This is a genomic window from Streptomyces sp. RPA4-2 (assembly GCF_012273515.2).
GTDB lineage: Bacteria > Actinomycetota > Actinomycetes > Streptomycetales > Streptomycetaceae > Streptomyces > Streptomyces kaempferi.
Genome location: NZ_CP050975.2, coordinates 634,367 through 657,368, shown reverse-complemented (window position 1 = coordinate 657,368; position 23,002 = coordinate 634,367). Strand labels below are relative to the sequence as shown.

The 23,002-nt window shown below is 70.8% G+C and carries 20 protein-coding genes; 14 read left to right on the top strand and 6 right to left on the bottom strand.

Going from position 1 to position 23,002, the window contains the following annotated elements:
* Positions 1-117 precede the first annotated feature (117 nt).
* The 6 genes from HEP85_RS02555 to HEP85_RS02530 all read left to right on the top strand — a co-directional run bounded on the left by HEP85_RS02555 (position 118) and on the right by HEP85_RS02530 (position 6,702).
* Complete coding sequence (locus tag HEP85_RS02555) at positions 118-1,080, top strand: NAD(P)-dependent oxidoreductase (protein WP_168525805.1); 963 nt, start codon at positions 118-120, stop codon at positions 1,078-1,080.
* A 349-nt stretch (positions 1,081-1,429) separates the two neighbouring features.
* The gene (locus HEP85_RS02550) at positions 1,430-2,257 is read left to right on the top strand and encodes an alpha/beta fold hydrolase (RefSeq protein ID WP_168525803.1); all 828 of its coding nucleotides are present in this window, start codon (positions 1,430-1,432) and stop codon (positions 2,255-2,257) included.
* Between the two features lie 110 nt (positions 2,258-2,367).
* Positions 2,368-2,529, top strand: coding sequence for a hydrophobic protein (locus HEP85_RS02545; RefSeq protein WP_168525801.1), 162 nt, complete (start codon positions 2,368-2,370; stop codon positions 2,527-2,529).
* A gap of 288 nt (positions 2,530-2,817) precedes the next feature.
* On the top strand, positions 2,818-3,189 hold the full coding sequence (locus tag HEP85_RS02540) for a PRC-barrel domain-containing protein (protein ID WP_168525799.1): 372 nt from the start codon (positions 2,818-2,820) through the stop codon (positions 3,187-3,189).
* 126 nt (positions 3,190-3,315) lie between these two features.
* Complete coding sequence (locus HEP85_RS02535; protein WP_168525797.1) at positions 3,316-4,899, top strand: FMN-binding glutamate synthase family protein; 1,584 nt, start codon at positions 3,316-3,318, stop codon at positions 4,897-4,899.
* Between the two features lie 75 nt (positions 4,900-4,974).
* Positions 4,975-6,702 carry a thiamine pyrophosphate-dependent enzyme gene (locus tag HEP85_RS02530; RefSeq protein ID WP_168525796.1) on the top strand — a complete coding sequence of 576 codons (1,728 nt, stop codon included), beginning with the start codon at positions 4,975-4,977 and terminating at the stop codon, positions 6,700-6,702.
* A gap of 122 nt (positions 6,703-6,824) precedes the next feature.
* Here the strand turns inward: HEP85_RS02530 and HEP85_RS02525 are convergent, their stop codons facing one another.
* Positions 6,825-7,241, bottom strand: coding sequence for an STAS domain-containing protein (locus tag HEP85_RS02525; RefSeq protein ID WP_329525304.1), 417 nt, complete (start codon positions 7,239-7,241; stop codon positions 6,825-6,827).
* Between the two features lie 172 nt (positions 7,242-7,413).
* Between HEP85_RS02525 and HEP85_RS02520 the strand changes: the two genes are divergently transcribed.
* From HEP85_RS02520 to tkt, 3 genes are all read left to right on the top strand, one after another.
* Positions 7,414-7,788 carry a MarR family transcriptional regulator gene (locus HEP85_RS02520; protein ID WP_168525794.1) on the top strand — a complete coding sequence of 125 codons (375 nt, stop codon included), beginning with the start codon at positions 7,414-7,416 and terminating at the stop codon, positions 7,786-7,788.
* A gap of 133 nt (positions 7,789-7,921) precedes the next feature.
* Positions 7,922-8,263 (top strand): ANTAR domain-containing protein, encoded by a 342-nt coding sequence (locus HEP85_RS02515; RefSeq protein WP_329284731.1) that lies wholly within the window; start codon positions 7,922-7,924, stop codon positions 8,261-8,263.
* 332 nt (positions 8,264-8,595) lie between these two features.
* A complete protein-coding gene (gene tkt / locus HEP85_RS02510; protein WP_168525792.1) occupies positions 8,596-10,830 on the top strand; it encodes a transketolase in 2,235 nt (744 codons plus the stop codon).
* Between the two features lie 152 nt (positions 10,831-10,982).
* Here tkt and HEP85_RS02505 read toward each other — a convergent pair whose 3' ends face one another.
* Entirely contained in the window at positions 10,983-11,927 is a 945-nt protein-coding gene (locus HEP85_RS02505) for an alpha/beta fold hydrolase (protein ID WP_168525790.1), read from the bottom strand.
* Between the two features lie 325 nt (positions 11,928-12,252).
* On the opposite strand from HEP85_RS02505, the gene HEP85_RS02500 reads away from it, so the two are divergent.
* Both HEP85_RS02500 and msrA read left to right on the top strand, forming a co-directional pair.
* Entirely contained in the window at positions 12,253-12,861 is a 609-nt protein-coding gene (locus tag HEP85_RS02500; protein WP_168525788.1) for a TetR/AcrR family transcriptional regulator, read from the top strand.
* A 217-nt stretch (positions 12,862-13,078) separates the two neighbouring features.
* On the top strand, positions 13,079-13,591 hold the full coding sequence (msrA, locus tag HEP85_RS02495; RefSeq protein ID WP_329284725.1) for a peptide-methionine (S)-S-oxide reductase MsrA: 513 nt from the start codon (positions 13,079-13,081) through the stop codon (positions 13,589-13,591).
* 77 nt (positions 13,592-13,668) lie between these two features.
* On the opposite strand, the gene HEP85_RS02490 is transcribed toward msrA, so the two are convergent.
* Together HEP85_RS02490 and HEP85_RS02485 are read right to left on the bottom strand one after the other, a co-directional pair.
* The gene (locus HEP85_RS02490; protein ID WP_168525786.1) at positions 13,669-14,850 is read right to left on the bottom strand and encodes a N(5)-(carboxyethyl)ornithine synthase; all 1,182 of its coding nucleotides are present in this window, start codon (positions 14,848-14,850) and stop codon (positions 13,669-13,671) included.
* Positions 14,851-15,013: 163 nt separating this feature from the next.
* Entirely contained in the window at positions 15,014-15,286 is a 273-nt protein-coding gene (locus tag HEP85_RS02485; RefSeq protein WP_168525783.1) for a hypothetical protein, read from the bottom strand.
* A 489-nt stretch (positions 15,287-15,775) separates the two neighbouring features.
* Between HEP85_RS02485 and HEP85_RS02480 the strand changes: the two genes are divergently transcribed.
* Together HEP85_RS02480 and HEP85_RS02475 are read left to right on the top strand one after the other, a co-directional pair.
* Positions 15,776-16,195, top strand: coding sequence for an SRPBCC family protein (locus HEP85_RS02480; RefSeq protein WP_168525781.1), 420 nt, complete (start codon positions 15,776-15,778; stop codon positions 16,193-16,195).
* A 252-nt stretch (positions 16,196-16,447) separates the two neighbouring features.
* Entirely contained in the window at positions 16,448-17,242 is a 795-nt protein-coding gene (locus HEP85_RS02475; protein ID WP_168525779.1) for an SDR family NAD(P)-dependent oxidoreductase, read from the top strand.
* A gap of 221 nt (positions 17,243-17,463) precedes the next feature.
* Here the strand turns inward: HEP85_RS02475 and HEP85_RS02470 are convergent, their stop codons facing one another.
* The gene (locus HEP85_RS02470; RefSeq protein WP_168525777.1) at positions 17,464-18,285 is read right to left on the bottom strand and encodes an SAM-dependent methyltransferase; all 822 of its coding nucleotides are present in this window, start codon (positions 18,283-18,285) and stop codon (positions 17,464-17,466) included.
* A gap of 74 nt (positions 18,286-18,359) precedes the next feature.
* Between HEP85_RS02470 and HEP85_RS02465 the strand changes: the two genes are divergently transcribed.
* Positions 18,360-19,781, top strand: coding sequence for a PP2C family protein-serine/threonine phosphatase (locus tag HEP85_RS02465; protein ID WP_168525775.1), 1,422 nt, complete (start codon positions 18,360-18,362; stop codon positions 19,779-19,781).
* 476 nt (positions 19,782-20,257) lie between these two features.
* Here the strand turns inward: HEP85_RS02465 and HEP85_RS02460 are convergent, their stop codons facing one another.
* Entirely contained in the window at positions 20,258-22,831 is a 2,574-nt protein-coding gene (locus tag HEP85_RS02460) for a SpoIIE family protein phosphatase (RefSeq protein ID WP_369657556.1), read from the bottom strand.
* Positions 22,832-23,002 lie beyond the last annotated feature (171 nt).

The window sequence follows — 23,002 nt, the reverse complement described above, 5'->3', positions numbered from 1 at the left end:
CCACACCCACCACACCGATCTGTTCGCCCAACTGCCCGACGGCGTACGGGAGCAGAGGCCTCCGCGGAGCGGGACCTCATCCAGCGAGCGGTCTTCCTCCGGCAACGAGGTACGGAAATGGCGCATGTCACCCAGGACCCGCCGCGCGTCGGCTGGATCGGTACCGGCCGGATGGGCTTCCAGCTCGCCGCGCGGCTCCTCGACGCGGGCTACGACGTGGCCGTCCACAACAGGACGCGCGCCAAGGCCGAACCGCTCACGGAGAGAGGCGCGACGGTCGTCGACCGGCCGGTCGATCTCGCCGACCGGGACGTCGTCTTCACGATGGTCTCCGCCTCGCCCGACCTTCAGGCGGTCACCACGGGTCCCGGCGGGTTGCTGACCTCACCGGACGCCGCTCCGGGTGTTCTGATCGACAGTTCCACGGTGTCCACCGGGACGTCCGCGCTCGTCCGGGAGGAAGCCGCCCGGCGCGGGACGGACTTCCTGGCCGCCCCGGTGAGCGGGAACCCGAAGGTGATCGCCGCGGGCGGCCTGACGATCGCGGTGTCCGGCTCACGCGAAGTGTTCGGCCGGATCGAGCCGTTGCTGGCGGCGCTGGGGCGGGGCGTGACCTACGTCGGCGAGGACGAGGCCGCCCGGCTGGTCAAGATCGCGCACAACGTCTTCCTCGGCGTCGTCACCCAGTCGCTCGCCGAGATCACCGTCCTCGCGGAGAAGGGCGGTGTCAGCCGTGCCGCCTTCCTGGAATTCCTGAACGACTCCGTCATGGGCTCGGCCTACACCCGGTACAAGTCGCCCGCGCTGGTCAACCTGGACTTCAAGCCGACGTTCACTATGCCGCTGCTGCGCAAGGACCTGGAGCTGGGGCTTTCCGCGGCCCGCGAGCTGGAGGTCCCGATGCCGCTGGCCGCCGCCACCGCCCAGCTCGTCGCGAGTGCCGTCGGCGCGGGACATGCCGACGAGGACTTCGCCGCCCTGATCCTGGAGCAGGCCAGGAACTCCGGCATCACGCTCGTGGCGGAGGACGTGTCCGTCGACGACGGTCTGTCACCGCGGGATCGAGCCGTCGGCCGATAACGGCGGACGAGCACGACCGTGGGCGGCAGCCCGCGGGGAATTCCCCGTGGGCCTGCGGGAAATGGGCCGGGACGGGATTGTGGACGGGATGCGTATGCGGGATTCGTGAGGAGGTTTCTTCAGAAGGAGCCGCGAAGGGGAGCAGGCAGCGCACAGAGAGCACAGGAGCGTTTTCGACCCGGGTCGGCGGCGGGAATCCGCGGCGCGCCGACGCGGTGCTTGTCGGGTAGCGTGGGTGAGTCGACGTGCACCATCCGGTCGTTTCCCGCCGCGGGATCATCCGCCGAAGAGAGGCCGTCCTTCGCGGGTTCGACCGGATTCCCCGGTGACCATGGGAAGGAACCGCGCCGTGCCATTCATCACGACGAAAGACGGAACCGAGATCTTCTACAAGGACTGGGGATCCGGTCAGCCGATCGTGTTCAGCCACGGCTGGCCGCTCACCGCCGACGCGTGGGACCCCCAGGTGAATTTCGTAGCGGACAACGGATTCCGGGGCATCGCCCACGACCGGCGCGGGGGTGGGCGCTCAGGGCAGACCTGGGAGGGGAACAACCTCGACACGTACGCCGACGACCTGGCCTCGCTGATCGAGGCGCTGGATCTGCGCGACGTCATCCTCGTCGGCCATTCCACCGGTGGCGGTGAGGTGGCCCGATATATCGGCCGCCACGGCACCGGACGGGTCGCGAAGGCCGTCCTGCTCAGCGCGATCCCGCCACTGATGCTCAAGACCGAGGCGAACCCCGAGGGACTGCCCATCGAGGTCTTCGACGAGATCCGGGCGGGCGTGGCGAAGGACCGCTCCCAGTTCTACCAGGACCTCAGCGAGACCTTCTACGGCGCCAACCGCGAGGGTTCGACGGTCTCGCAGGGCACGCGTGACGCGTTCTGGCTGTGGTCGATGCAGGTGGGCATCAAGAGCGCGTACGACTGCATCAAGGCGTTCTCCGAGACCGACCTGACCGAGGACCTCAAGCGGTTCGACATCCCGACCCTGATCGTGCACGGCGACGACGACCAGATCGTGCCGATCGTCGCCGCGGGCGAGAAGTCCTCGAAGCTGGTCAAGGACTCCACGTTCAAGGTCTACCCGGGCGCCCCGCACGGCTTGGCGATGGTCCCCGTGTTCGCCGACCGGTTCAACGCGGACCTCCTGGAGTTCGCCCGCGGTTGAGAATTTCCTGGGCCGGACGGGTAATAGGTGCGCGGCATGCGGGTGACCCGTGAAGATTGTATGCATGGGCGAGAAGGTCCGGGGAACAGGGGTATTCGGAGGTCGATCATATGGTTCCCCTGCTTCTCGTTCTTCTGCTGGTTCTGCTTCTCTTCGGCGCGGGCTTCGCGTTGAAGATTCTCTGGTGGGTCGCAATCGTCGTACTGGTGCTGTGGCTGGTCGGATTCGTCGCCCGTCCCAAGAGCGGCAGCGGTCGCTGGTACCGCTGGTAGCGGAGCCGGACACCGGTCGCGTTCGGGCCTGCCATGGTGCTGGCCGCCCTCCCGTCGGGGGAGGGCGGCCACCACCATGTCGTCGTGCGCGAGGGCGGATTCCCTGCTCGTCACCACCGAACGGCGGCTATTGCGGCGTCCTTTCCCGCATCGGAGGAATGAAGCGCCGCGGCAGGGGCACCCGGAGTGCGGACGGAACCCGAGAACCGTCCCGCACCGCGTACGGAAAAAGGAAGAGCGGAAGGGAACCCCTCGCCGCTCTCTGTTCACCGGAGGAGCTGTTTTCGCGTGACTGAGCATGTGTGGAGTTACAAGTCGACCTCGGGTCATCTGGCCGGCGCCGATCTGACCGGCTACAAGGTCGAGGCGAGCGACGGCGGAATCGGCAAGGTCGACAAGCACTCCGACGAGGTCGGTGACGCCTACCTGGTCGTGGACACCGGGGTCTGGATCTTCGGCAAGGAGGTCCTCCTCCCGGCGAGCACCGTGATCCAGATCGATCCGGAGGACAGGAAGATCTTCGTCGACCGGTCCAGGGAGCAGATCAAGAACGCCCCTGAGTTCCTTCGCGACAAGCACCTCGGCGACTCCGGCTACCGGGACGCACTGGGCGCCTACTACCGCCCCAACGCCCCCTTCGGCGCGCAGCCCATGGTCTGACCCTCGCACGTGAGTGGGCCCGAACTCGACGAGTTCGGGCCCGTTCCCGGTTCCGGACACCGCACGTGTGACGGGACGAACGGAGACGAACGGATTGGAGTCCGGGCTTCGGGACACAAGCATCAGGTGCTGAAGATACTTCTGGTGGTCCTGCTCGGCTCGCTGGCGACGGGCGTCTCGGTCATCGCCGTCCTCGTCCCACCCTGGTGGTGGGCCGCGGCCGTCCCCCTGCTCCTGCTCGCGCTGGTGGCCGTCCACGACCTCGTGCAGCGCCGGCATTCCGTCCTGCGCAACTACCCACTGCTCGGGCACCTCCGCTTCGCGCTGGAGGCGCTGCGGCCGGAGCTTCAGCAGTATTTCATCGAGCGCAACTTCGACGGCCGTCCCTTCGACCGTGACACCCGCAGCATCGTCTACGAGCGCGCCAAGGGCACCGATGCCGAGGAGCCGTTCGGCACCGAACTCGACCTGTACCGGACGGGCAGTGAGTTCCTCACCCCGTCCATGGCCCCCCGGTCGGTGCCCACCGACGCGCCGCGTGTCCGGATCGGCGGACCCGAGTGCACCCGGCCCTACGACATGGCGCTGCTCAACGTCTCGGCGATGAGCTTCGGCTCGCTGTCCGCCAACGCCGTGCTCGCCCTCAACACCGGTGCGCAACTGGGTGGTTTCGCCCACGACACCGGCGAGGGCGGTCTCTCCGAGTACCACCTGAGGCCCGGTGGAGATCTCGTCTGGGAGATCGGCACCGGGTACTTCGGCTGCCGCACGGACGACGGGGACTTCGACCCGCGGCAGTTCGCCGAGAAGGCGGCGCACGAGCAGGTCAAGTGCGTGTCGCTGAAGATCAGTCAGGGAGCCAAGCCCGGAATCGGCGGAGTGCTGCCGGGTGCCAAGGTGAACGCGGAGATCGCCGGGGTCCGCGGCGTGCCGCAGGGGGAGACCGTCATCTCGCCGCCCTACCACCGCGTCTACTCCACGCCGCGCGAACTGGTGCGCTTCCTGGCCCGGATGCGGGAACTGGCCGACGGCAAGCCCGTCGGGTTCAAGCTGTGCGTCGGCTCGCGCCGCGAGTTCCTCGCCGTGTGCAAGGCGATGCTGGAGGAGGACAGCACGCCGGACTTCATCGTCGTCGACGGCGCGGAGGGCGGAACGGGTGCGGCGCCCCTCGAGTTCGCGGACAACGTCGGACTGCCCCTGGGCGAGGGTCTGATGACCGTGCACAACGCCCTTGTGGGAGCCGGGCTTCGCGACCGGATCCGGATCGGTGCCAGCGGCAAGGTCGCCACCGGCAGCGACCTCGTCAAGCGCCTCCTGCAGGGAGCCGACTACACCAACGCCGCCCGCGCCATGATGTTCGCGATCGGATGCATACAGGCCCAGCGCTGCCACACCAACACCTGTCCCGTCGGGGTCGCCACCCAGGACGAACGGCGCGCCCGCGCCGTCGACGTACCCGACAAGTCCCAGCGCGTACGGCGCTATCAGCGCGCGACGGTCAAGAGCGCGCTCCAGATCATGGCCTCGATGGGCGTCGAGGAGCCGCGCGGTCTGCGGCCCCACATGCTGCTGCAGCGGGTGAATCCGCACACCGTCCGCTCGTATGCGGAACTCCACGACTGGCTCACCCCCGGAGAGCTGATCGCATCGGCGCCCTCCGGCTGGGCATCCGACTGGGAGGCGGCCGACCCGGACCGCTTCGCCCGCTGAACCCGGTACTCATCGCTTCACCCGTCGAACCCGGCACCCGTTCCGAGGGGCCGCACCGAACCGAAGGGCACTCCCGTGGCACGAACCGTCGCCCGTGTGATCGTCGACGCACTCAAGGATCTGGGCGTCCAGCACGTCTTCGGCGTGGTCGGAGACGCCCTGAACCCGCTGACCGACGCGATCCGTACCACCGACGACCTGGACTGGGTCGGCTGCCGGCACGAAGAGGCCGCGGCCTTCGCCGCCGGAGCCCAATCCCAGCTCTCGGGAACGCTGGGGGTGTGCATGGGGACGGTGGGACCCGGCTCCGTACACCTTCTCAACGGGCTCTACGACGCGGCGAAGAGCCGGACCCCCGTACTCGCGATCTGTGGTCAGGTGCCCCTCGCCGAGGTCGGCAGCGACTACTTCCAGGAGGTCGACAACGACCTGCTCTTCCGTGACGTGGCCGTCTACCGTGCCACCGTCTCCTCCCCGGACCAGATGCCGCGGATGCTGGAGTCCGCCGTGCGCGCGGCCGTGAGCCAGGGGGGAGTGGCGGTGCTCACCGTGCCCGGTGACCTGGGCGACCAGGAACTGAGCGACGACCGGGCCGCCCGCTTCCCTCTCGACCGTCCCGTCACCCGCCCGGACGACCCCGCGCTCGCGCGGGCCGCCGAACTCCTCAACGCCGCCGACCGGGTCACCCTGCTCGTCGGCCGCGGAGCCCGCGAGGCCCGCGCCGAGGTCCTGCGGACCGCCGAGGCGCTCGCGGCGCCGATGGTGCTCACCCTCAAGGCGAAGGAGGGGTTCGAGGGGGACAACGAGTTCCAGGTCGGCCAGACCGGTCTGATAGGCAACCCGGCCGCCGCCCACGCGCTCGACAGCGGCGGCGCGCTCCTGATGCTGGGCACCGATTTCCCGTACCGGGACTGGTATCCGAAGGGGTGCAAGGTCGTCCAGGTCGACACCCGTGAGGAGCACTTGGGCCGCCGGGTTCCCGTGGACGTGGGTCTGACGGGCGACGTGGGCGCGACGCTACGGGCCCTGCTCCCGCTGGTGCGGACGGCGACGGACCGGGGCCACCTGGACGCCGCGCGGGAACGGTTCGCCCACTGGCAGGAAGGGCAGCGGCGGCTGGCCGACCCGGGTCACGAGCACCGCTGGACCGGGAAGCTGAGGGCCGCCCTGGACAACCGCGACCACGAGATCCGCCCCGAGGCGCTGGCCGCCGCGGTGGACGCCCACGCCGCCGAGGACGCCGTCTTCACCTCCGACACCGGAATGGCCACCGTCTGGCTCTCCCGCTTCGTCAGCATGCGCGGGAGCAGGCGCCTGATCGGCTCGTACAACCTTGGTTCGATGGCCAACGCCATGCCCCAGGCCCTCGGGGCCCAACTCTGGGCACCCGACCGTCAGATCGTCGCCTTCTGCGGCGACGGCGGACTGAGCATGCTGCTGGGCGACCTCGTGACGATCAAGACGTACCGGCTGCCGGTGAAACTCGTGGTCTTCGACAACCGCCGCCTGGGGATGGTCAAACTCGAACAGGAGCAGGCCGGACTGCCCGAGTTCGGTACGGAACTCGACAACCCCGACTTCGCCGCGGTGGCCACCGCGCTCGGTCTCACGGGCATCCGCGTCACCGACCCGGCCGATCTCGACGACAGCGTCCGCCGGGCCCTCGACACCCCCGGGCCGGTGCTGTTGGACGTCCTGACCAATCCGCAGGAGGTGGCCGTGCCGGGCAAACCGACCGTGTCGCAGGGGTGGGGCTTCGCCATCGCCAAGGTCAAGGAGATCCTCCCGAGCCACGAAGGCTGACCGGGACCCGCCGCGGGCTCTCGCCGGGCCGGACCCGGGCTGCGGGCGGCCCACGCGGATGGTGACCGTCCTCGGCCGGTGTCCGGCGGCCTCATGGCGCGAAGTCGCCGTACGCCCTCACCTCAGTCACCCGCTGGACCATCGGGCCGGTCACGGTCGGCGCGGGCCCGGCCGCCCCGGGCCCCCACGCCCAACGCCTGCTGGAGCGTGGGATAGCAGGTGATGACGGTGTCGAGGCCGACGATCTGCAGGACGCGCAGTATCGAGGGGGAGGGGGCCGCCAGGCGCACCCAGCCCTGCTGGGCGGTGGCGGCGTGGTGGGCCCCGATGAGCGCGTTGATGCCGCTGGAGTCCATGAAAGTGACCTGACTCAGCTCCACCACGGTGCGGGCGGCCGCCTCGCCGTCGGGACCGAGGAGCGCACGCTGGACCTCGGTGCCGGTGGTGAAGTCGATCTCGCCGCGCAGGGCCAGCACAGCGATGCCCTCGGCGGTGGTGGAGCGGGTTACCGACAGCCGTGGGGACTCCATCTCGGTCATCCCTTCCGTGGGACAGGGCTCGGTGGGGCGTGCCAGGGCCGAAGCCCACGGCGGTGGGTCGCCGTGGGCGGGAACCCCTCAAGGGTCCGTGCCCCGCTCTTCACCCGTCAAGAGATACAGGAAAAGATTTTCGCCCTTTCTTATACGTGAATACTGCGTCTACTCTGGGATGATGCACGGAGTACCCGAGTCCCACACAGGCTGGACGTTCCTCACGAACCATGCGCGCGTGCTGGCCGCCATCGCCGAGGACCGCACCACGCGCATCCGCGACATCGCCGCGCGCTGCCAGCTCACCGAGCGGGCTGTCCAGAAGATCATTTCTGACCTGGAGGAGGGCGGCTACCTCACCCACACCCGGCAGGGGCGCTCGAACGAGTACCAGATCGAGGAGGGCACCCTCCTGCGGCACCCGGCGGACTCCGGACCGACGGTGGCGGACCTGCTGGCCCTTCTCGCCCGGCACGACGCCGAACACGGCGGCGCCGGCAACCGGCAGCCGCGAAGTGCGTCCCCGCGCGCACGTGCCACGGAAGGTGACGGATGACGTCGCCGGCTCGCTCCCCGGGCACCCCGGGCGGCGGCGCGGGCCGGCTCCCGACGACCGTGTGACGGCGCCGGATTCGAGGGCATGAGATGAGACGAAGTAGCGCCGGACTCCCCGGAACACGGAGGCGACGTTGACGTCCGAAGCGGACATGACGCAGCAGTTTCCCCCGGCCTTCGAGGCCTCGGCGGACGAGGTGCTGCGCCTGGAGGACGAGAATCTCCAGCTCAAGCAGGCAGTGCGGTCGCACGCCGTTGTCGATCAGGCCATCGGTGTCATCCTGGCGGTCGGCCGGCTGACTCCGGACCAGGGCTGGGACACGCTGCGGAGCATCTCCCAGAACACCAACGTCAAGCTGCGGCATGTGGCCGAGCTGATCGTCGAGTGGGCACGAACGGGACAGCTGCCCACCGAGATTCGCAGCCGGTTGGAGCACGAGCTCGGACTCGGCGACCCCTCGGGCGAAGCGGAGTAGAACCCCGGGCCCCGTCCCTCGGCGGCCCGGGACGGATCGTGCGGGTGTGATCGCGCGGGTGTGATCGCGCGGGTCCGCGTGCGGGGTGAAGGTCGCGAAGCCGCCGTGGACGCGGTGACGGCCCCTCGGCGGCGTACAGGCCCGGTCGTGGGGCGTGTGGCGACAAGGCCCGGGTACGCGTTCCACCGAGCCGGTTTCGCCGGGTCCCTGTACGCGGCCGGCACCGACCCTCCGGGGAGTTCCGGCACGCCGGTGCGGGCGGCGGCCGGCACAGCGCGGCCGGCGAGGAAGTCGCCTGCTTGGTGAATCCACGATGTGCTGAGGAGAACCGCATGGTGAGCGAGCCGTCGAACACCGCGAGCGTGATCGCCGGACGTGATCGAGGCCTGGGTCTGCCGGTGGCCGACCGGGTGGGCTGGGACCCGGTGGACGTGCGGGCGGTGGACACCGTCCGACTGCTGGCCGCGGACGCGGTGCAGAAGGTCGGGAACGGCCATCCCGGGACCGCGATGAGCCTCGCACCCCTGGCGTATCTGCTCTTCCAGAAGGTGATGAGGCACGACCCGGGTGACGACCGGTGGCTCGGCCGGGACCGGTTCGTGCTGTCCTGCGGGCATTCGAGCCTGACCCTGTACATCCAGCTCTACCTGGCCGGATACGGGCTTGAGCTGTCCGACCTCCAGGCCTACCGCACCTGGGGCTCGGCCACCCCCGGACATCCGGAACACCGCCACACGGCCGGTGTGGAGATCACCACCGGCCCCCTGGGCCAGGGCCTGGCCGCCGCGGTGGGCATGGCGATGGCCGCGCGCCGCGAGCGTGGCCTGCTCGACCCGGACGCCGCACCGGGTACCTCGCCCTTCGACCACCACGTGTACGTGATCGCCTCGGACGGCGACATGATGGAGGGCGTCACCGCCGAGGCCGGGTCGCTGGCCGGCCATCAGGAGCTGGGGAACCTGGTGGTGTTCTACGACGCCAACCACATCTCCATCGAGGACGACACCGACGTCTCCTTCAGCGAGGACGTCCCCGCCCGATACGCCGCGTACGGCTGGCACGTGCGGACGGTGGACTGGACTCGCACCGGCGACTACGTGGAGGACGTCGATGCGCTCCTGGCGGCGATCGAGGCGGCCAGAAAGGAGACGGGGCGCCCCTCGCTGATCATGCTGCGTACCCTGATCGGCTGGCCGGCTCCGACCAGGCAGAACACCGGGAAGGCCCACGGCTCGGCGCTCGGCGACGAGGAGGTCGCCGCGACCAAGGAGTTGCTGGGCTTCGATCCCGAGCGCACGTTCGTCGTCGAGGACGAGGTCCTGGCGCGGACCCGCTCCGCCTCCGATCGCGGCCGTGAGGCGCACGCCCAGTGGCAGGAGGCGTTCAGCGCCTGGCGGGAGGCGAACCCGGACCGCGGGACGCTGCTGGACCGGCTGCAGGCACAGGAACTGCCCAAGGGATGGACCGAGGCGCTGCCCGAGTTCCCGGCCGACCCGAAGGGAATGGCCACCCGGAAGGCGTCCGGCGAGGTCCTCACCGCGCTCGCGGGCGTACTGCCGGAACTGTGGGGAGGCTCGGCCGACCTGGCCGAGAGCAACAACACCACGATGGACGGCGAACCGTCCTTCGTACCGGCCGACCGGCAGACCAAGGAGTGGAAGGGCGGACCGTACGGGCGCACTCTGCACTTCGGGATCCGAGAGCACGCCATGGGTGCGGTGCTCAACGGCATCGCCCTGCAGAGCCTGACCCGCCCGTACGGCGGCACCTTTCTCACCTTCTCCGACTACATGCGTCCCGCTGTGCGTCTGGCGGCGCTGATGCGGTTGCCCACCACCTACGTGTGGACCCACGACTCGATCGGCCTCGGCGAGGACGGGCCCACCCACCAGCCCGTCGAACACCTCGCCGCGCTGCGCGCCGTCCCGGGTCTGGACGTGGTGCGTCCCGCCGACGCGAACGAGACCGCCGCCTGCTGGCGCGCCGTCCTGGAACACACCGACCGCCCCGCCGGGATGATCCTGACCCGTCAGAACCTTCCGGTCCTGGACCGCGACAGCGGGGAGTTCGCCGCGGCCTCCGGTGCGGCGCACGGTGGTTACGTCCTCGCCGAGGGCACCGAGGGCGGCGACGGTGCGTCGCCGGACGTCATCCTCGTCGCGACCGGCTCGGAGGTGCGGATCGCCCTCGACGCCCGCGCCCTCCTGGCCCGTGACGGTCTGAGGGCACGCGTGGTGTCCATGCCGTGCCGGGAGTGGTTCGCCGCCCAGCCCCGGGACTACCAGGACGAGGTGCTGCCGCCGGAGGTACGGGCACGGGTCAGCGTCGAGGCCGCCGTGGGACAGGGCTGGCGCGACGTGGTCGGAGACGCAGGACGCATCGTCAGCCTGGAGCACTACGGCGCCTCGGCGGACTACCAGCGCCTCTACACCGAGTTCGGCATCACGGCCGAAGCGGTGGCGGCCGCCGCCCACGACAGCGTCCACGACGCGGCCGGCGTGCCCCGTCCGGGAGGCCGTCAGCGGACCTCCGCGCCCACCGGCGGCGGCACCGGCGACCGCCCGTGACTCGGGGCGGAGCGCCGAGGACACGGCGCTCCGCCCCGATCGCCGTATGTTCCGGGGGCGCTCGGCGGGACCGCGCCGCGGGACCGCGGGGCCGGACAGCCGCGGGCACAGGCCGCGGTGCCCGCTTCGGGCCGACGGCATGGCCTACTTCCCTACTTGCTCTGAACCTGACCCAGCGGCTTGGGATCCTCCTCCAGCGCGGAGCACGCCGCCCGCCAGCCGGTGTCCTCGGGGTCGAGCGCGCTGCGAAGGAATGCCCATGTGAACTGCTGTATCAGAGCGACCCGTTCGGGACTTTCGTCCGTCGTCTCCGCGACGCCGTACCCGGGGATCCCGCCGAGCGAGTGTTCCGCGCCGAACAGGGTCAGCAGGCTCTTGTCGGCCGGGCTCAGGAAGTACGGGTCGGTGAACCAGTCCGGTCCCCGGACGGACAGCGCGGACTGGTCCTGATCCCCGGCGACGACGAGGACCGGTGCCGTCATGTCGTCGAAGGACGGGTTCATGAAGGGGAAGTGCTCGGCCGCGAACGGGGACAGGTCGTCCCCGCCCCGGCCGGGCAGGGCGAGCAGCACACCCGCCGATACCCGCGGATCGGACAGGTCCTCTCCCGGGACGCCTTCGGAATCGAGCACGCGCGCACCCAGCAGCATGCTTGCCGTCTGGGCCCCCCAGGAGTGACCGGCCACGGCGACGCGACTCCGGTCCAGACGCCCTGCGAGGCCGGGCACGGAAGCTTCCAGCAGGTCGAGTTGGTCGATGACGCGCTTCATGTCCTCGACCCGGAAACGCCAGATCAGTGGCGTACGGGGGTCGTCCGCGGGCAGATCGAGTGTCCTCGAGTCGAGATGGGTGGGTTGCAGGACCACGAAGCCGCGCGCGGCCCAGAAGTCCGCGAGTGGGGCGTAGCCGTCCATCGACCAGCTGTAGCCGTGCGAGAAGACGATGACGGGCAGGTCGTGCCCGGTCGTGGGCGCGGACACCCGGACCCGCAGGTCCTCACCGCGGCCAGGGGCCGACAGGACGACCGGCTTCACGGAGACGACAGGAGTGGGCGTGAGCGTGGTGGCGGGGGCGGTCGCCGTGCGTGATTCGGGCATGGAGGTGCCTTCCGTTCAGGTTCTTCGCGCGGTTGGTGTGGTGGGGTCGGGGTGGGGGTTGTGGTGTGTGGCGGGGGTCTGCGCCGGGTCGGGCGCGGGCCGGACAGGTGCCGTGCCGACGTCTGTCGCCACCGCGTTCGCGTTCACCCGTGCCGGGCTTCCCGTGCGCCCGTCGCCCGGCCTCTTCGACGGGTCAGCGGCTGACCACGCACGGTTTGGCCTGTCGGCCCTGGCTCTGGGATGATGGGCAAACGGAACCTTGTCCCGTTTGAAGATACGGAACGCCGTTCCGGATAGCAAGCCCGGTGGTGGAGAGGATGGCGCGATGAGTGACGGCGGCACGGTCGGTGGCGGTGATGGGGAGTCGGGGCGAGCGGCCCGGCCCAAGCGGGCGGACGCCCGGCGCAACGAGGAGACCCTGCTCGACGCGGCCGCCGCGATCTTCGTGACCGCGGGCGTGGAGGCTCCGGTGCGTGACATCGCCGCCAAGGCCGGCGTCGGGACGGGCACGATCTACCGCCACTTCCCGACGCGGGCGGATCTCATCATCGCCGTCTACCGGCACCAGGTCGAAGCCTGCGCCGAGGCCGGCCCTGCCCTGCTGGCGAGCTCCCCGACCCCGCATGCCGCACTGGGGCAGTGGATCAACCTCTTCGTCGACTTCCTGGTCACCAAGCACGGACTGGCCGCTGTGCTGCAGTCCGACGCCGCCGGCTTCGACACGCTGCACGCCTACTTCCTCGACCGTCTGGTGCCCGTGTGCGGCCGACTGCTCGAAGCCGCGGCCGACGCCGGCGAGATCCGCTCCGACATGGACGCGATCGTGCTCATGCGCGGCGTCGGGAACCTCTGCATCGGCGCGGACGCCGATCCCCGCTATGACGCGCGGCGACTGGTCGAACTCCTCATCGCGGGGCTGCGCCGGTCAGCCTGACGGGGAGCCCGCGACGCGGCGCGGGCCCCGTGATTCACTACGGGTGCGGGTTCCGGGCGGCCGCCGGACGGCGTACTGCCGGGCTGCGCGGGCCGACGGGAATTTTCGGGCACGCCCTGGACGTCTGTCCGTGGGGGAACGGCCGACGGCCGCGCCGTTGAGTTTGCGCGGCCCGCAGGCGGACCGCGCAAAGAGAAGAAAAGGGATGTGAAGAGCTATGAGCGCCACTGAGGAAAAGGCGTTGCTGGCGGGTGGCTGCTTCTGGGGGATGCAGGAACTGATCCGGACGCTCCCGGGTGTCCTGGACACGCGGGTGGGATACAGCGGCGGCGACGTGCCTCACGCGACCTACCGCAATCACGGAACCCACGCCGAATCGATCGAGATCACCTTCGACCCCGCCGCGACCGACTACCGCGCCATCCTGGAGTACTTCTTCCAGATCCATGACCCGAGTACGCAGAACCGGCAGGGGAACGACATCGGCCTCAGCTACCGCTCCGCGATCTTCTACTTCGACGACGAGCAGCGACGCGTCGCCGAGGACACGATCGCCGATGTCGAGGCCTCGGGACTGTGGCCGGGGAAGGTCGTGACCGAGGTCGTGCCGGCCGGCGCCTTCTGGGAGGCCGAACCGGAGCACCAGGACTACCTGCGGAAGTACCCCGAGGGCTACACGTGCCACTTCCCGCGGCCGAACTGGCGGTTGCCGAAGCGCGCGGAAGCCTGATTCCGGGAAGGGCCGGCCGCCGAGCGCGCCGCGTCCGTCACCGACCGTACGGTCGGTGACGAGCACCTTGGGCGTTGTCAGGCCGGCTGCACGGCGGGTCGAGGCGCCGGGGCCGGGATCTCGGGAGCGTGGGGGTACGCGGCCGTACGGTGCTGGAACGAGAGGATCTTCGGGTTCTGTACGACGCCGTCGCGGATCTCGATGGCGTTCCTGACCGTGGCGTCGGCCTCCCAGGCGGCGGGGCCGCTCATGACCTTGCGCAGGTAGGGGAGGAGCGCCTCGCTGATTTCCCAGGTGGCCGAGTTCCACAGGTGGGACGGGCTGTGGTCGACCCCGTAGTAGTGGCAGTCCGCTCCCACCGTGGGCATGGGGTCGCCGAAGGTGGTCGGCCGGGCCCATGCGAAGCCCATGCCCTCGTCGCAGGCGACGTCGATGAAGAAGGTGCCCGGGCGGAACAGGGCGAGTTCCTCGTCGGTGACGAACATCAAGGGCGCGTCGGTGTCCTGCCGGATGCAGTTGACGATGATGTCGAACCCGGCCAGATACTCGGCGAGCGGCACCGGACCTGTCGCGGTGAGCGCCCGGAGCCGCGACGGATCGTCCTCCTGCTCCTCGAAGTGGCCCATCACGACCGACGGCATGGGCGAGGCCACCGCCGCGGCGGCGCGCTGGGTGAGCACCGTGACGTCGGAGACCCCCATGGCGCCCAGACCGGTCACCGCTCCGCGTGCCGTGGCGCCGAAGCTGAGGACCACCGCGCGCAGCCGGCGTCCGTAGCTACCGGTCATGCCGCCGAGCTGCAGGGCGTGCAGCACCGAGCAGTAGCCCGCCAGCTCGTTGTTCTTGTGGAACACGTGGACGCTGAAGGCACCCGTGGACGTCCAGTGGTTCATCGCCTCCCAGGCGACGAGGGTCAGCCGTCGGTCGATGGCGATCTGGGTCATCTTCTCGTCCTGCACACAGTGCGGCCATCCCCACAGCACCTGGCCCCCGCGCAGCTCGGCGATGTCGTCGTGCGTGGGTTTGGGCAGCAGCAGCACCTCGCACTCGGCGAGGAGCTGCTCGCGGGAGCGCAGGCCTGCCACCAGCGGCAGCAGGGCATCGTCGTCGATGCCGAACCGCCGGCCGTAGCCGTGTTCCAGGAAGATCCTTGCGCGGACGTCCGGGGCGATCCGGTCGAAGTGAGCGGGGTGCAACGGGAGCCGGAACTCGTTCTCCTTGCGGGAGGAGGCCAGGACTCCGAGGCTCATGAGGGTCATGCGTTTCCTTGTCATGTAATTGTCATGCAATGGTGTTCGATGTCTCGCGCGTAGGGCGCCTGCGGGCGTGCGTGTGCGCCGACCGCAGCCGGGGGAGGCCGGGCCCGCGTCGGTCGTGGTCACCGCCGGACGGAGTGTCCGGGATGCCACCTGTCTCAGCGTCTCAGTGCTGGTCGGCCCGGTGTCTGCGCAGGCGCTCGGCCAGGGGGAGGGGCGTCTCCTCCAGCCCCGTGACCGACCCGCTCGCCAGCCGCGCGCACGTTCCATGGCAGGCGAGGAGTTGCTTGTCGTCGCGGTGCGAGACCACCACGGCGTCCGCGTCCGGCGCGTTCCGGTAGTCCGTGCCGCAGATGAGGCAGGCCAGTCCGGAGACCATCTCGGCGGTCGGTTCGGGGCGGCCTCGGCGGTGGCCGGAGATCGCGTCCTGTGAGTACATGAGTGCCGCATCCTCTTCGTCGGTCGTCGGCTCAAGGGGAGCGAGGTGCCGGAACGCCTCGGGAACCAGGAAGTCCGCTACCGCGGGGCGCCGCAGGGAATGCGCGAGACGGCGCGAGAGTACGAGCCAGAAGTCATGGGGCGGCTCATTTCCGGCCGGAGCGCTTAGGCACCGGCGTCTGCCGTTCCCCGAGGGCGACGCCGAAACGGATAACGGCATGCGAGGTGCGCTCGGTGACGCCACCGTACTCTGTCCGGGCCCTCGTTGCCTCCACCGCGCGTGCTCAGGGGCACCGGGCGGCCCGCGGAGGAGACGTGGTGGGCCGCTGTCGTGGCGGTCGCACCTGCCCGACGCCGTGGCGTGACGGGCTCCGCGTGCCTCTCACCATATATCCCTTTTATGATGATCCGTGGAAGGCGTGAAGCCGACCGGCCCGACTGTCGCGAGCACTCCCGCCCCCGCAGACCGACGAGTCCTGGAGCAGAAGCAATGGCATCGACCTCGGTGAGCAGGGTCGTCCCCGCATCCCCCGGCCGTGTATGGGAGGTGATCGGCGGCTTCGGTTCCCTCCCCGACTGGGTTCCGCAGATCGCCGAGAGCACGCCACTGGAGGGGGGCCGCGTCCGCCGGCTGGTCATGGGGGACGGTGAGGTCGTCGTCGAACGGCTGACAGGGTTCAGCGAGGGGGGTCGGCACTACACCTACACCATCGTGGAGGCGCCGTTCCCCGTCGCCGGCTATCTCGCGACGATCCGGGTGCACTCCGTGCCCGGCGAGCCCGACAGCGCGGAAGTGGAGTGGTCCGGGCGTTTCCACCCGCTGGGGACGAGCGACGACGAGATGGTGGCCCTTTTCACCGGCATCTACCGCGACGGTCTCGACGCGCTGCACACGGAGCTGGCGGACTGAACGCCCGCGGACGGACGGCGTATTGGGGCGAGGCCGCGTGATCGCGTGACCGCCTGACCTCGGGCCTGGGCGGCGGCTTACCCCCGGGCTGGGCGGGCGAGGGGCGTCGGCGTCGTTCAGGACCGGCGTCGTCACGACGCACGACCCGTCGCGTCATGTGAAGGCGAGGCGGCCCACGCACGGGTGACCGCCGTGCTCCATGGCGCGGACCCCGGACCGGCACCTCGGCCGGCCACAGCAAGGGAGTCGTACATGCGTATCGATCTCACGGGACGGACCGCCCTGGTGACAGGGTCGACGCAGGGCATCGGGGCCGCCATCGCGGCGGGCCTCGCGGACGCGGGGGCGCGGGTGGGCGTCAACGGCCGCGACAAGGAGAAGGTCGACGCGGCGGTCAGGCAACTGCGGGAGGAGGTGCCGGACGGTGACTTCGTCGCCATCGGCGCGGACGTCTCCTCCGAGGAGGGGGCGGCGACCGCCCTCGACGCGTTGCCGGACGTCGACGTCCTCATCAACAACCTGGGCGTCTTCGGCTCCCAGGACCCGCTGGACATCACCGATGAGGAATGGCGCCGGTACTTCGAGGTGAACGTGCTCGCCGCGGTCCGCCTCACCCGTGCCTACCTGCCGCGGATGATCGAGAGCGACTGGGGCCGCGTTCAGTACATCGCCAGTGAATCGGCGGTGGCCATCCCCGAAGAGATGATCCACTACGGCATGACGAAGACCGCCCTCCTGGCCGTCGGCCGCGGCTTCGCGAAGAAGGCCGCCGGAACGGGCGTCACCGTCAACTCGGTTCTCGCCGGCCCCACCCACACCGCCGGCGTCGAGGAGTTCGTGTACGAACTGGTCGGCCGTGACCTGCCCTGGGAGGAGGCGGAGCGGATCTTCATGCGCGAGCACCGACCGCAGTCGCTGCTACGGCGTCTGATCGCCCCCGAGGAGATCGCCAACATGGTGGTGTACCTGAGTTCGGACCAGGCCTCCGCCACCACGGGCGGCGCGCTGCGGGTCGACGGAGGCTGCATCGACGCCGTGATTCCCTGACCGCCGCGCCGGACGGGCCGCCCGTCCGGGACGGCCCTCCACGGAGGGTGCGGGAGCTCCGCACACCGGTGAGCGCGCCTCGGGGCCCGGCGCGCATCAGGTCCGGCACGCTGTCAGAGCGGGTACGCACGGATCAGGTCCGGCACACAGGCAGAGCCGGTGCGCGTGGATCAGGTCCGGCACACAGTCGGAGCCGAGGCGCGGCTCGCCGGGTGACCGGCTCAGCCGCCCGCCGGACGCTTGCGGCCGACGCCCGAGTACACCCAGTACTCCGACGGGTTCTCCGGGATGTGGTCGTCCGCGTCCGGGCGCCACAAGGGTACGTAGACCAGGCCGGGCTCCACGAGGTCGAAGCCGTCGAAGAGCCCGAGGATCTCGCCGTGGGACCGGGCGGTGACCGGCGAGGTGGCCCGGGAACGGTACAACTTCCCCACGGCGGCGGCGGTGTCCGGGCGGTCCTGGTTCGTCGCGTGCGTCAGCGCGAGCCAGCTCTCCTCGGGCAGGGCGTCCCGGAACGCGGCCACGATGCCGGCGGGGTCCTCCTCGGGCGCGATGAAGTGCAGGATCGTGATCATCAGCACCGCGACGGGCTGATCGAAGTCGATCAGTTTCTGCACCTGCGGCGAGGACAGCACCTCGGCCGGGCGACGGATGTCGGCGTCCACGATGTCCGTGTCCGGATTGTCGGCGAGCAACGAGGCGCTGTGCGCCACGGCGACCGGATCACTGTCCACGTACACCACCCGGGCTCCCGGGCAAGCCGCCTGTGCCACCTCGTGGACGTTGCCCTGGGTCGGGATGCCCGACCCGAGGTCGATGAACTGCCGCACCCCGGCGTCCACCAGGAAACGTACGGCCCGCCCCAGAAAGGCGCGGTTGGCCCGCGCCAGGGTGCGCACCTGCGGGTCGATGGCCGTGAACGCCGCCAACGCCTCCCGGTCTATGGCGAAATTGTGCCGGCCGCCCAGCATTGCGTCGTACATCCGGGCAACGCTCGCCTTGTCCGGGTCGACACCCTGAGGCAGACCTTCGCTACCTGACACCACAACTCCCCGTCCTGGAAGTGATCTTGACGCACCATCATATAGTTGCCGCCCAGGCACGGCGAGGTGTGTCCATGCCACGCGATTCGACCCCTCCAGTGGAAGGCACCACCCTGCGGAACGAAGCACACAGCCACGCGGATGATGCGGCCGCCGCGTTCGCGCGCCTTCGGCCGGTCTTCTCGGGTGCGGCCGACGCCATCGGCTCGGAACTCAACCTGCACCTGACCGGCAGCCATGTCGTCCAGGCGCTGGTTCCCGGGTTCTGCGACGCGGCATCGGTCTACCTGCTGGAGCGGTGGCTGCTGGAGGAGAACGCGTACCACTCCGCGGACCCGGCCCAGATCGAGGCCCGGCGACTGGCCCTGCGCATCGGGACGGACGCGCCCGAGGACTGGGAGGGGACGCTGCCCGTCGGCGAGGTGATCGTCTTTCCCCGCCAGACCCCGTACACGCGCTGTATCGCCACCCGTACGACGCAGTTGCTCGACTCGGTCGACGCCCACACGTCCGAACGGCTCAGCACCGCCGGGGGCGACGACGTCCGCATGGACGCCCTGCTGCGGACCGCGTCCTTCCTCGTCGTCCCGCTGCATCTGCGGGGCATCGCGGTCGGGTTCATCGCGTGCACGCGCGGTCCGGACCGGGCGCCCTTCGTGACCGAGGACGCCGCGTCCGTGGAATCGCTGGCCGCGCGGGCCTGCGTGGCACTGGACAACGCGCGACGCTACGAACGCGAACGCCGCATGGCGCTGGCCATCCGGCAGAGCCTGCTGCCCGCGACCTCACAGACGTTCGAGGGGTGTCGTATCGCCCATGGCTATCTCCCGGCCGGGCAGGACAACATCATCGGCGGTGACTGGTTCGACGTACTGCCGCGGTCCGACGGCCGCGTCAGTCTGATCGTCGGGGACGCCATGGGGCACGGGCCGGAATCGGCCGTCGCCATGATCCAGCTGCGCACGGCCGTGCGAACCCTCGCGGGGCTGGACATCACGCCGGCCGAGCTGATGCGCCGGCTGGACGCGCTGGCCTGTGACACGCCGGGCGCCTCCTTCGCCACCTGCGTGTACGCCGAGTGGGACGCGCAGAAACAGCTCTGCACCTTCGTCGGAGCCGGTCATCCCCCACCACTGATCCGCACCGCGGACGGACGTGCCAGGCCCCTCACGCTCACCAGCGCGGGCCTGCCCCTCGGACTGGGCATGGGCAGCTATGAACCCACCGTCGTCCGGGTGCCCGAACCGATCCTGCTGCTGCTCTACAGCGATGGACTGGTCGAGTCCCGCGACACCGACATAGAGCAGGGCATCGCGCGCCTCGCCGGTCTCCTCGGCACGGACGGCGCGGAACCCGCGGGCACCGAGGGCCCGGACGCGTTGGAGTCACTCTGCCAGCGGCTGTTGCACAAGACGCCGCCCGCCGGTGGCGGCGCGGACGACCGGACGCTCCTTCTGGCCGAACTGACGCCCGCGAAGCGCCCGGCACCGTCATGAACGGCACGGGGCCTTCCGGCCCGTCGCGCCAGGGCTCCTTGCTCGGACGGGCGAGGCGGCGGGCGCGGGTGTCGGGCTCGCGGTGACCTGTGGGCATCGTGGCGGCCGCCGGCTCGTGGACATGGTGCGGACCGCCGACCTGTGGACGTCGTGCCGGTAGTCGATCCGTGGGCTCGTGCCGGTCGGTCACGATCGGGCGCAGGGCCCGCCGCCCGGCCTGCCGCGGGCCCCGGTACGCGGCTCCACCCGGATCCCGGTCCGTTCTGGAGCCGCCTCGCCCCGCGCCCACCCCGCGCCGCCGCCCGGCGGGCGAGCGCGGCAGGGGCGGGTGTGGCACCGTGGACGCAGGCCCGGTCCGTCGCTCCCCGAGGCGGCGGACCGGGCCTCACCACGTGCTGGAGCGACGGCGCCCCTCCGGAGGACCGCGATGCATCGCGGGCGACGGCCCGTTCGGCGGCCGACGGCGGCTTCGCCCGTCAGGTCCCCTCCGTCGCGCGAAGCAGGAGCAGGGCCACGTCGTCACTGCGCGGGTCGGTGTGGCGGGTGTGCCGGATGAGGGCGTCCGCGAGGGTGCCGACGGGCTGGTCCGCGGCACGGTCGAGGTGATCCGCGAGGTCGGCGGCGGCCTCGCCGATGTCGCCGCCGGGGGTCTCGATCAGGCCGTCGGTGTACAGGGCCAGCAGCGCGTGGGGCGGCAGGGGGATCTCGGTGGTCCGGTAGTCGGCGGCGGGGTCGATACCGAGCAGGAGTCCGGGCGGCAGATCGAGGACCTCGGTGCGTCCGTCGGCATCGCGCAGGAGCGGTGGCGGGTGACCCGCGGTGGCGAGTCGGGCGCGGTGGTGTGCGAGATCGATATGGGCGTACAGACAGCTGGCGAAGAGGCCCGGGTCGAAGTCGGTGAGCAGACGGTTCGCACGGGCGAGGACTTCGTCGGGTGATGCCCCCGCGGTGACGTGGACGGCCGTGCGGATCTGTCCCATCAGAGCGGCGGCGTGCACGTTGTGCCCCTGGACGTCACCGATGGCGGCGGCGACGGTGGTGGCGTCCAGACGGATGAGGTCGTAGAAGTCGCCTCCGACATCCATGCCGCGGGCCGCGGGCAGATACCGGGCTGCCACCTCCAGGCCGGGTACCGCGGGCAGGGTGGTGGGGAGCAGGCCACTTTGCAGGTCGTGGGCGAGCTGGTGCTTGGCGTCGTAGAGGCGGGCGCGGTCGAGGGCCTGGGCGATCAGCCCGGCCAGCGAGGTCAGAACGGCACGCTCGTCGGGGCCGAAGGGGCGGGGACGGTCGAAGGACAGCACCCAACAGCCGACCGGGCGGCGCGAGACGACCAGGGGCAGGAAGGCCCACGCCGCCCTTACGGTCAGCCGCGGGATGGCGGGGTGGAACCGCTCCATGTCCTGCGGGGAACCGAAGAAGAGAGGGACTCCGGTGGCGAGGGCGTGCACGGTGGGAGCCGACCTGTCGGTGAGCGATGGTCCGTCGAAGGGCCTGAGGACCTCGTCCCGGTACCCACGGGACCCGACGATCTGCAGCCGGCCGTCCTCGGCCACGGACAGCACGAAACCCTGCGCGTCGAAGGTGGGCATGATCTGGTCGGCCGCCAGCTCCACCACGTCCTGCACGCTGACGGCCTCGGTGAGTGAGGCGGCCAGGTGCATCAGGTCGTACAGCACGCGTGCCCGCGTAGGGACGAGGGCGCTGTCCCTGCCGCCCCGCCGCGCGTGGTCCGCCGGACCCGCGTCCTCGGCGGGAGTGACTCGGACGGTGGTGCCCGAGACGTCGGGGTGCAGTTCGAAGTCCAGCCACCGGCCCCGCGGGCACAGGGCCGTGAAGACGGCGGGCCGGCGGCTGATCGTCGCGGCTCGCTGGTGGTCCTGGAGGACCGGCTCGTCCAGCCACGGCAGGGCCTCGCACAGCGATGTCCCGAGCAGGTCCGGAGCGCTCCCGCCGACCAGATCACGGGCGGTGGCGTCGATGAAGGTGATCCGGTTGTCCAGGTCGAGCGCCAGACAGCCCTCGGGAAGGCGGTCGACGAGATCGACGGCGGCCAGCGCCTCCGCCGGTCCGGGCGTACGGGCCCGGGGCGGGTCCGGAACGTGCGGACGTTCCGCGGGGAGGACCGGGCGCCCGTCGGCGGCTGCCTGCCGCAGGAACGCGCCCACACGGTCGCAGGCGATGGCGACCGCGTCGCGTTCGCGGGTGCTCAGCAGTCGCGGATGCGTACCGGGCCACAGGAACGCCAGCGCGCCCCATGTGGTGGCGCCGGTGGTCACCGGTGCGGCCGCCACCGCCACGGGGTAGGGCAGGGTGAGCGCGGTCCGGGGGTAGCGGCGGGCCAGCTCCGCGTGGCCGGCGACCCACACCAGCCGCCGTTCGCGTACCGCCTCGGCCACGGGTCCCTCGCCCCCCGGGTCGACCCTTTCCCACAGCGCGACCGTCGTGCCGCCGGTCGTCACCGCCAGCTGCAGCACCGGCCGGTCGGGCGGGAACAGGTAGATCCCGCTCACGGAAGCACCGGTGTCCCGGGCCGCCGGAAGGAGCAGCGAGCCGAGCGTTTCCGGCCCGATGGAACAGGTCGAGCGCGCGGGCGGCGACGGGCCACGCGCCCCCTGCCCGTGCTGCCCGCGGGCGCACATCCGTCCGAAGCGGTGCCGGGCCGCCGCGCCGCTCATCCCCAGGCCGGCGCCGATCCGTGTCCAGCCGGCCCCGGCCTGCCGGTCGGCCATGACCGCGGACCGCACCAGCTGCTCGGCCAGCCCCAGGATCTCCGCGGCCGCGGCACTGTGAGCGCCGGCCGAGGCACCGTCGCCCGTCGTCTCGGCCATCCGCTCAGGATCCTGGGTGGCCGCCTCCTGGGACATCGTCCGTGCCCGGGACAGCAGCTCCGCGTCGGCCAGGACGAGCGCGTGGCGCGCCTGGGCCGCGGCCTCCCAGCGGCGCCGGGCCCGCCAGGCAGCCTGCCGATGGGCCGGACCGCAGTACCGCCGGTTGGGTCCGGCCTCATCCGGCAGCGGCTTGTCGCACCAGCCGCACCGAACATCACCCATATGAGCACGATAAGCCGGATTCGCGTGACGGCGCGGGTCCACTGGGCCGCGACGTACACCGGCCCCCTTCGATGTCTCGATGTCCGACCGTGTCCTGCTTGACCGACGTCCGTGACATGAAGGATCCGTATGAAAGGTCATATATTTGGACCTTTGCCCGTGATGCGTACG

What these genes read in the sequence shown, in the direction of transcription:
- HEP85_RS02520 (WP_168525794.1), top strand. Translation starts at nt 7,414, where the DNA reads ATGCACGGAGTACCCGAGTCCCACACAGGCTGGACGTTCCTCACGAAC.
- tkt (WP_168525792.1), top strand. Translation starts at nt 8,596, where the DNA reads ATGGTGAGCGAGCCGTCGAACACCGCGAGCGTGATCGCCGGACGTGAT.
- HEP85_RS02465 (WP_168525775.1), top strand. Translation starts at nt 18,360, where the DNA reads ATGCCACGCGATTCGACCCCTCCAGTGGAAGGCACCACCCTGCGGAAC.
- HEP85_RS02490 (WP_168525786.1), bottom strand. Translation starts at nt 14,850, where the DNA reads ATGACCCTCATGAGCCTCGGAGTCCTGGCCTCCTCCCGCAAGGAGAAC.
- HEP85_RS02485 (WP_168525783.1), bottom strand. Translation starts at nt 15,286, where the DNA reads ATGTACTCACAGGACGCGATCTCCGGCCACCGCCGAGGCCGCCCCGAA.
- HEP85_RS02480 (WP_168525781.1), top strand. Translation starts at nt 15,776, where the DNA reads ATGGCATCGACCTCGGTGAGCAGGGTCGTCCCCGCATCCCCCGGCCGT.
- HEP85_RS02555 (WP_168525805.1), top strand. Translation starts at nt 118, where the DNA reads ATGGCGCATGTCACCCAGGACCCGCCGCGCGTCGGCTGGATCGGTACC.
- HEP85_RS02525 (WP_329525304.1), bottom strand. Translation starts at nt 7,241, where the DNA reads ATGACCGAGATGGAGTCCCCACGGCTGTCGGTAACCCGCTCCACCACC.
- HEP85_RS02500 (WP_168525788.1), top strand. Translation starts at nt 12,253, where the DNA reads ATGAGTGACGGCGGCACGGTCGGTGGCGGTGATGGGGAGTCGGGGCGA.
- HEP85_RS02545 (WP_168525801.1), top strand. Translation starts at nt 2,368, where the DNA reads ATGGTTCCCCTGCTTCTCGTTCTTCTGCTGGTTCTGCTTCTCTTCGGC.
- msrA (WP_329284725.1), top strand. Translation starts at nt 13,079, where the DNA reads ATGAGCGCCACTGAGGAAAAGGCGTTGCTGGCGGGTGGCTGCTTCTGG.
- HEP85_RS02460 (WP_369657556.1), bottom strand. Translation starts at nt 22,831, where the DNA reads ATGGGTGATGTTCGGTGCGGCTGGTGCGACAAGCCGCTGCCGGATGAG.
- HEP85_RS02475 (WP_168525779.1), top strand. Translation starts at nt 16,448, where the DNA reads ATGCGTATCGATCTCACGGGACGGACCGCCCTGGTGACAGGGTCGACG.
- HEP85_RS02505 (WP_168525790.1), bottom strand. Translation starts at nt 11,927, where the DNA reads ATGCCCGAATCACGCACGGCGACCGCCCCCGCCACCACGCTCACGCCC.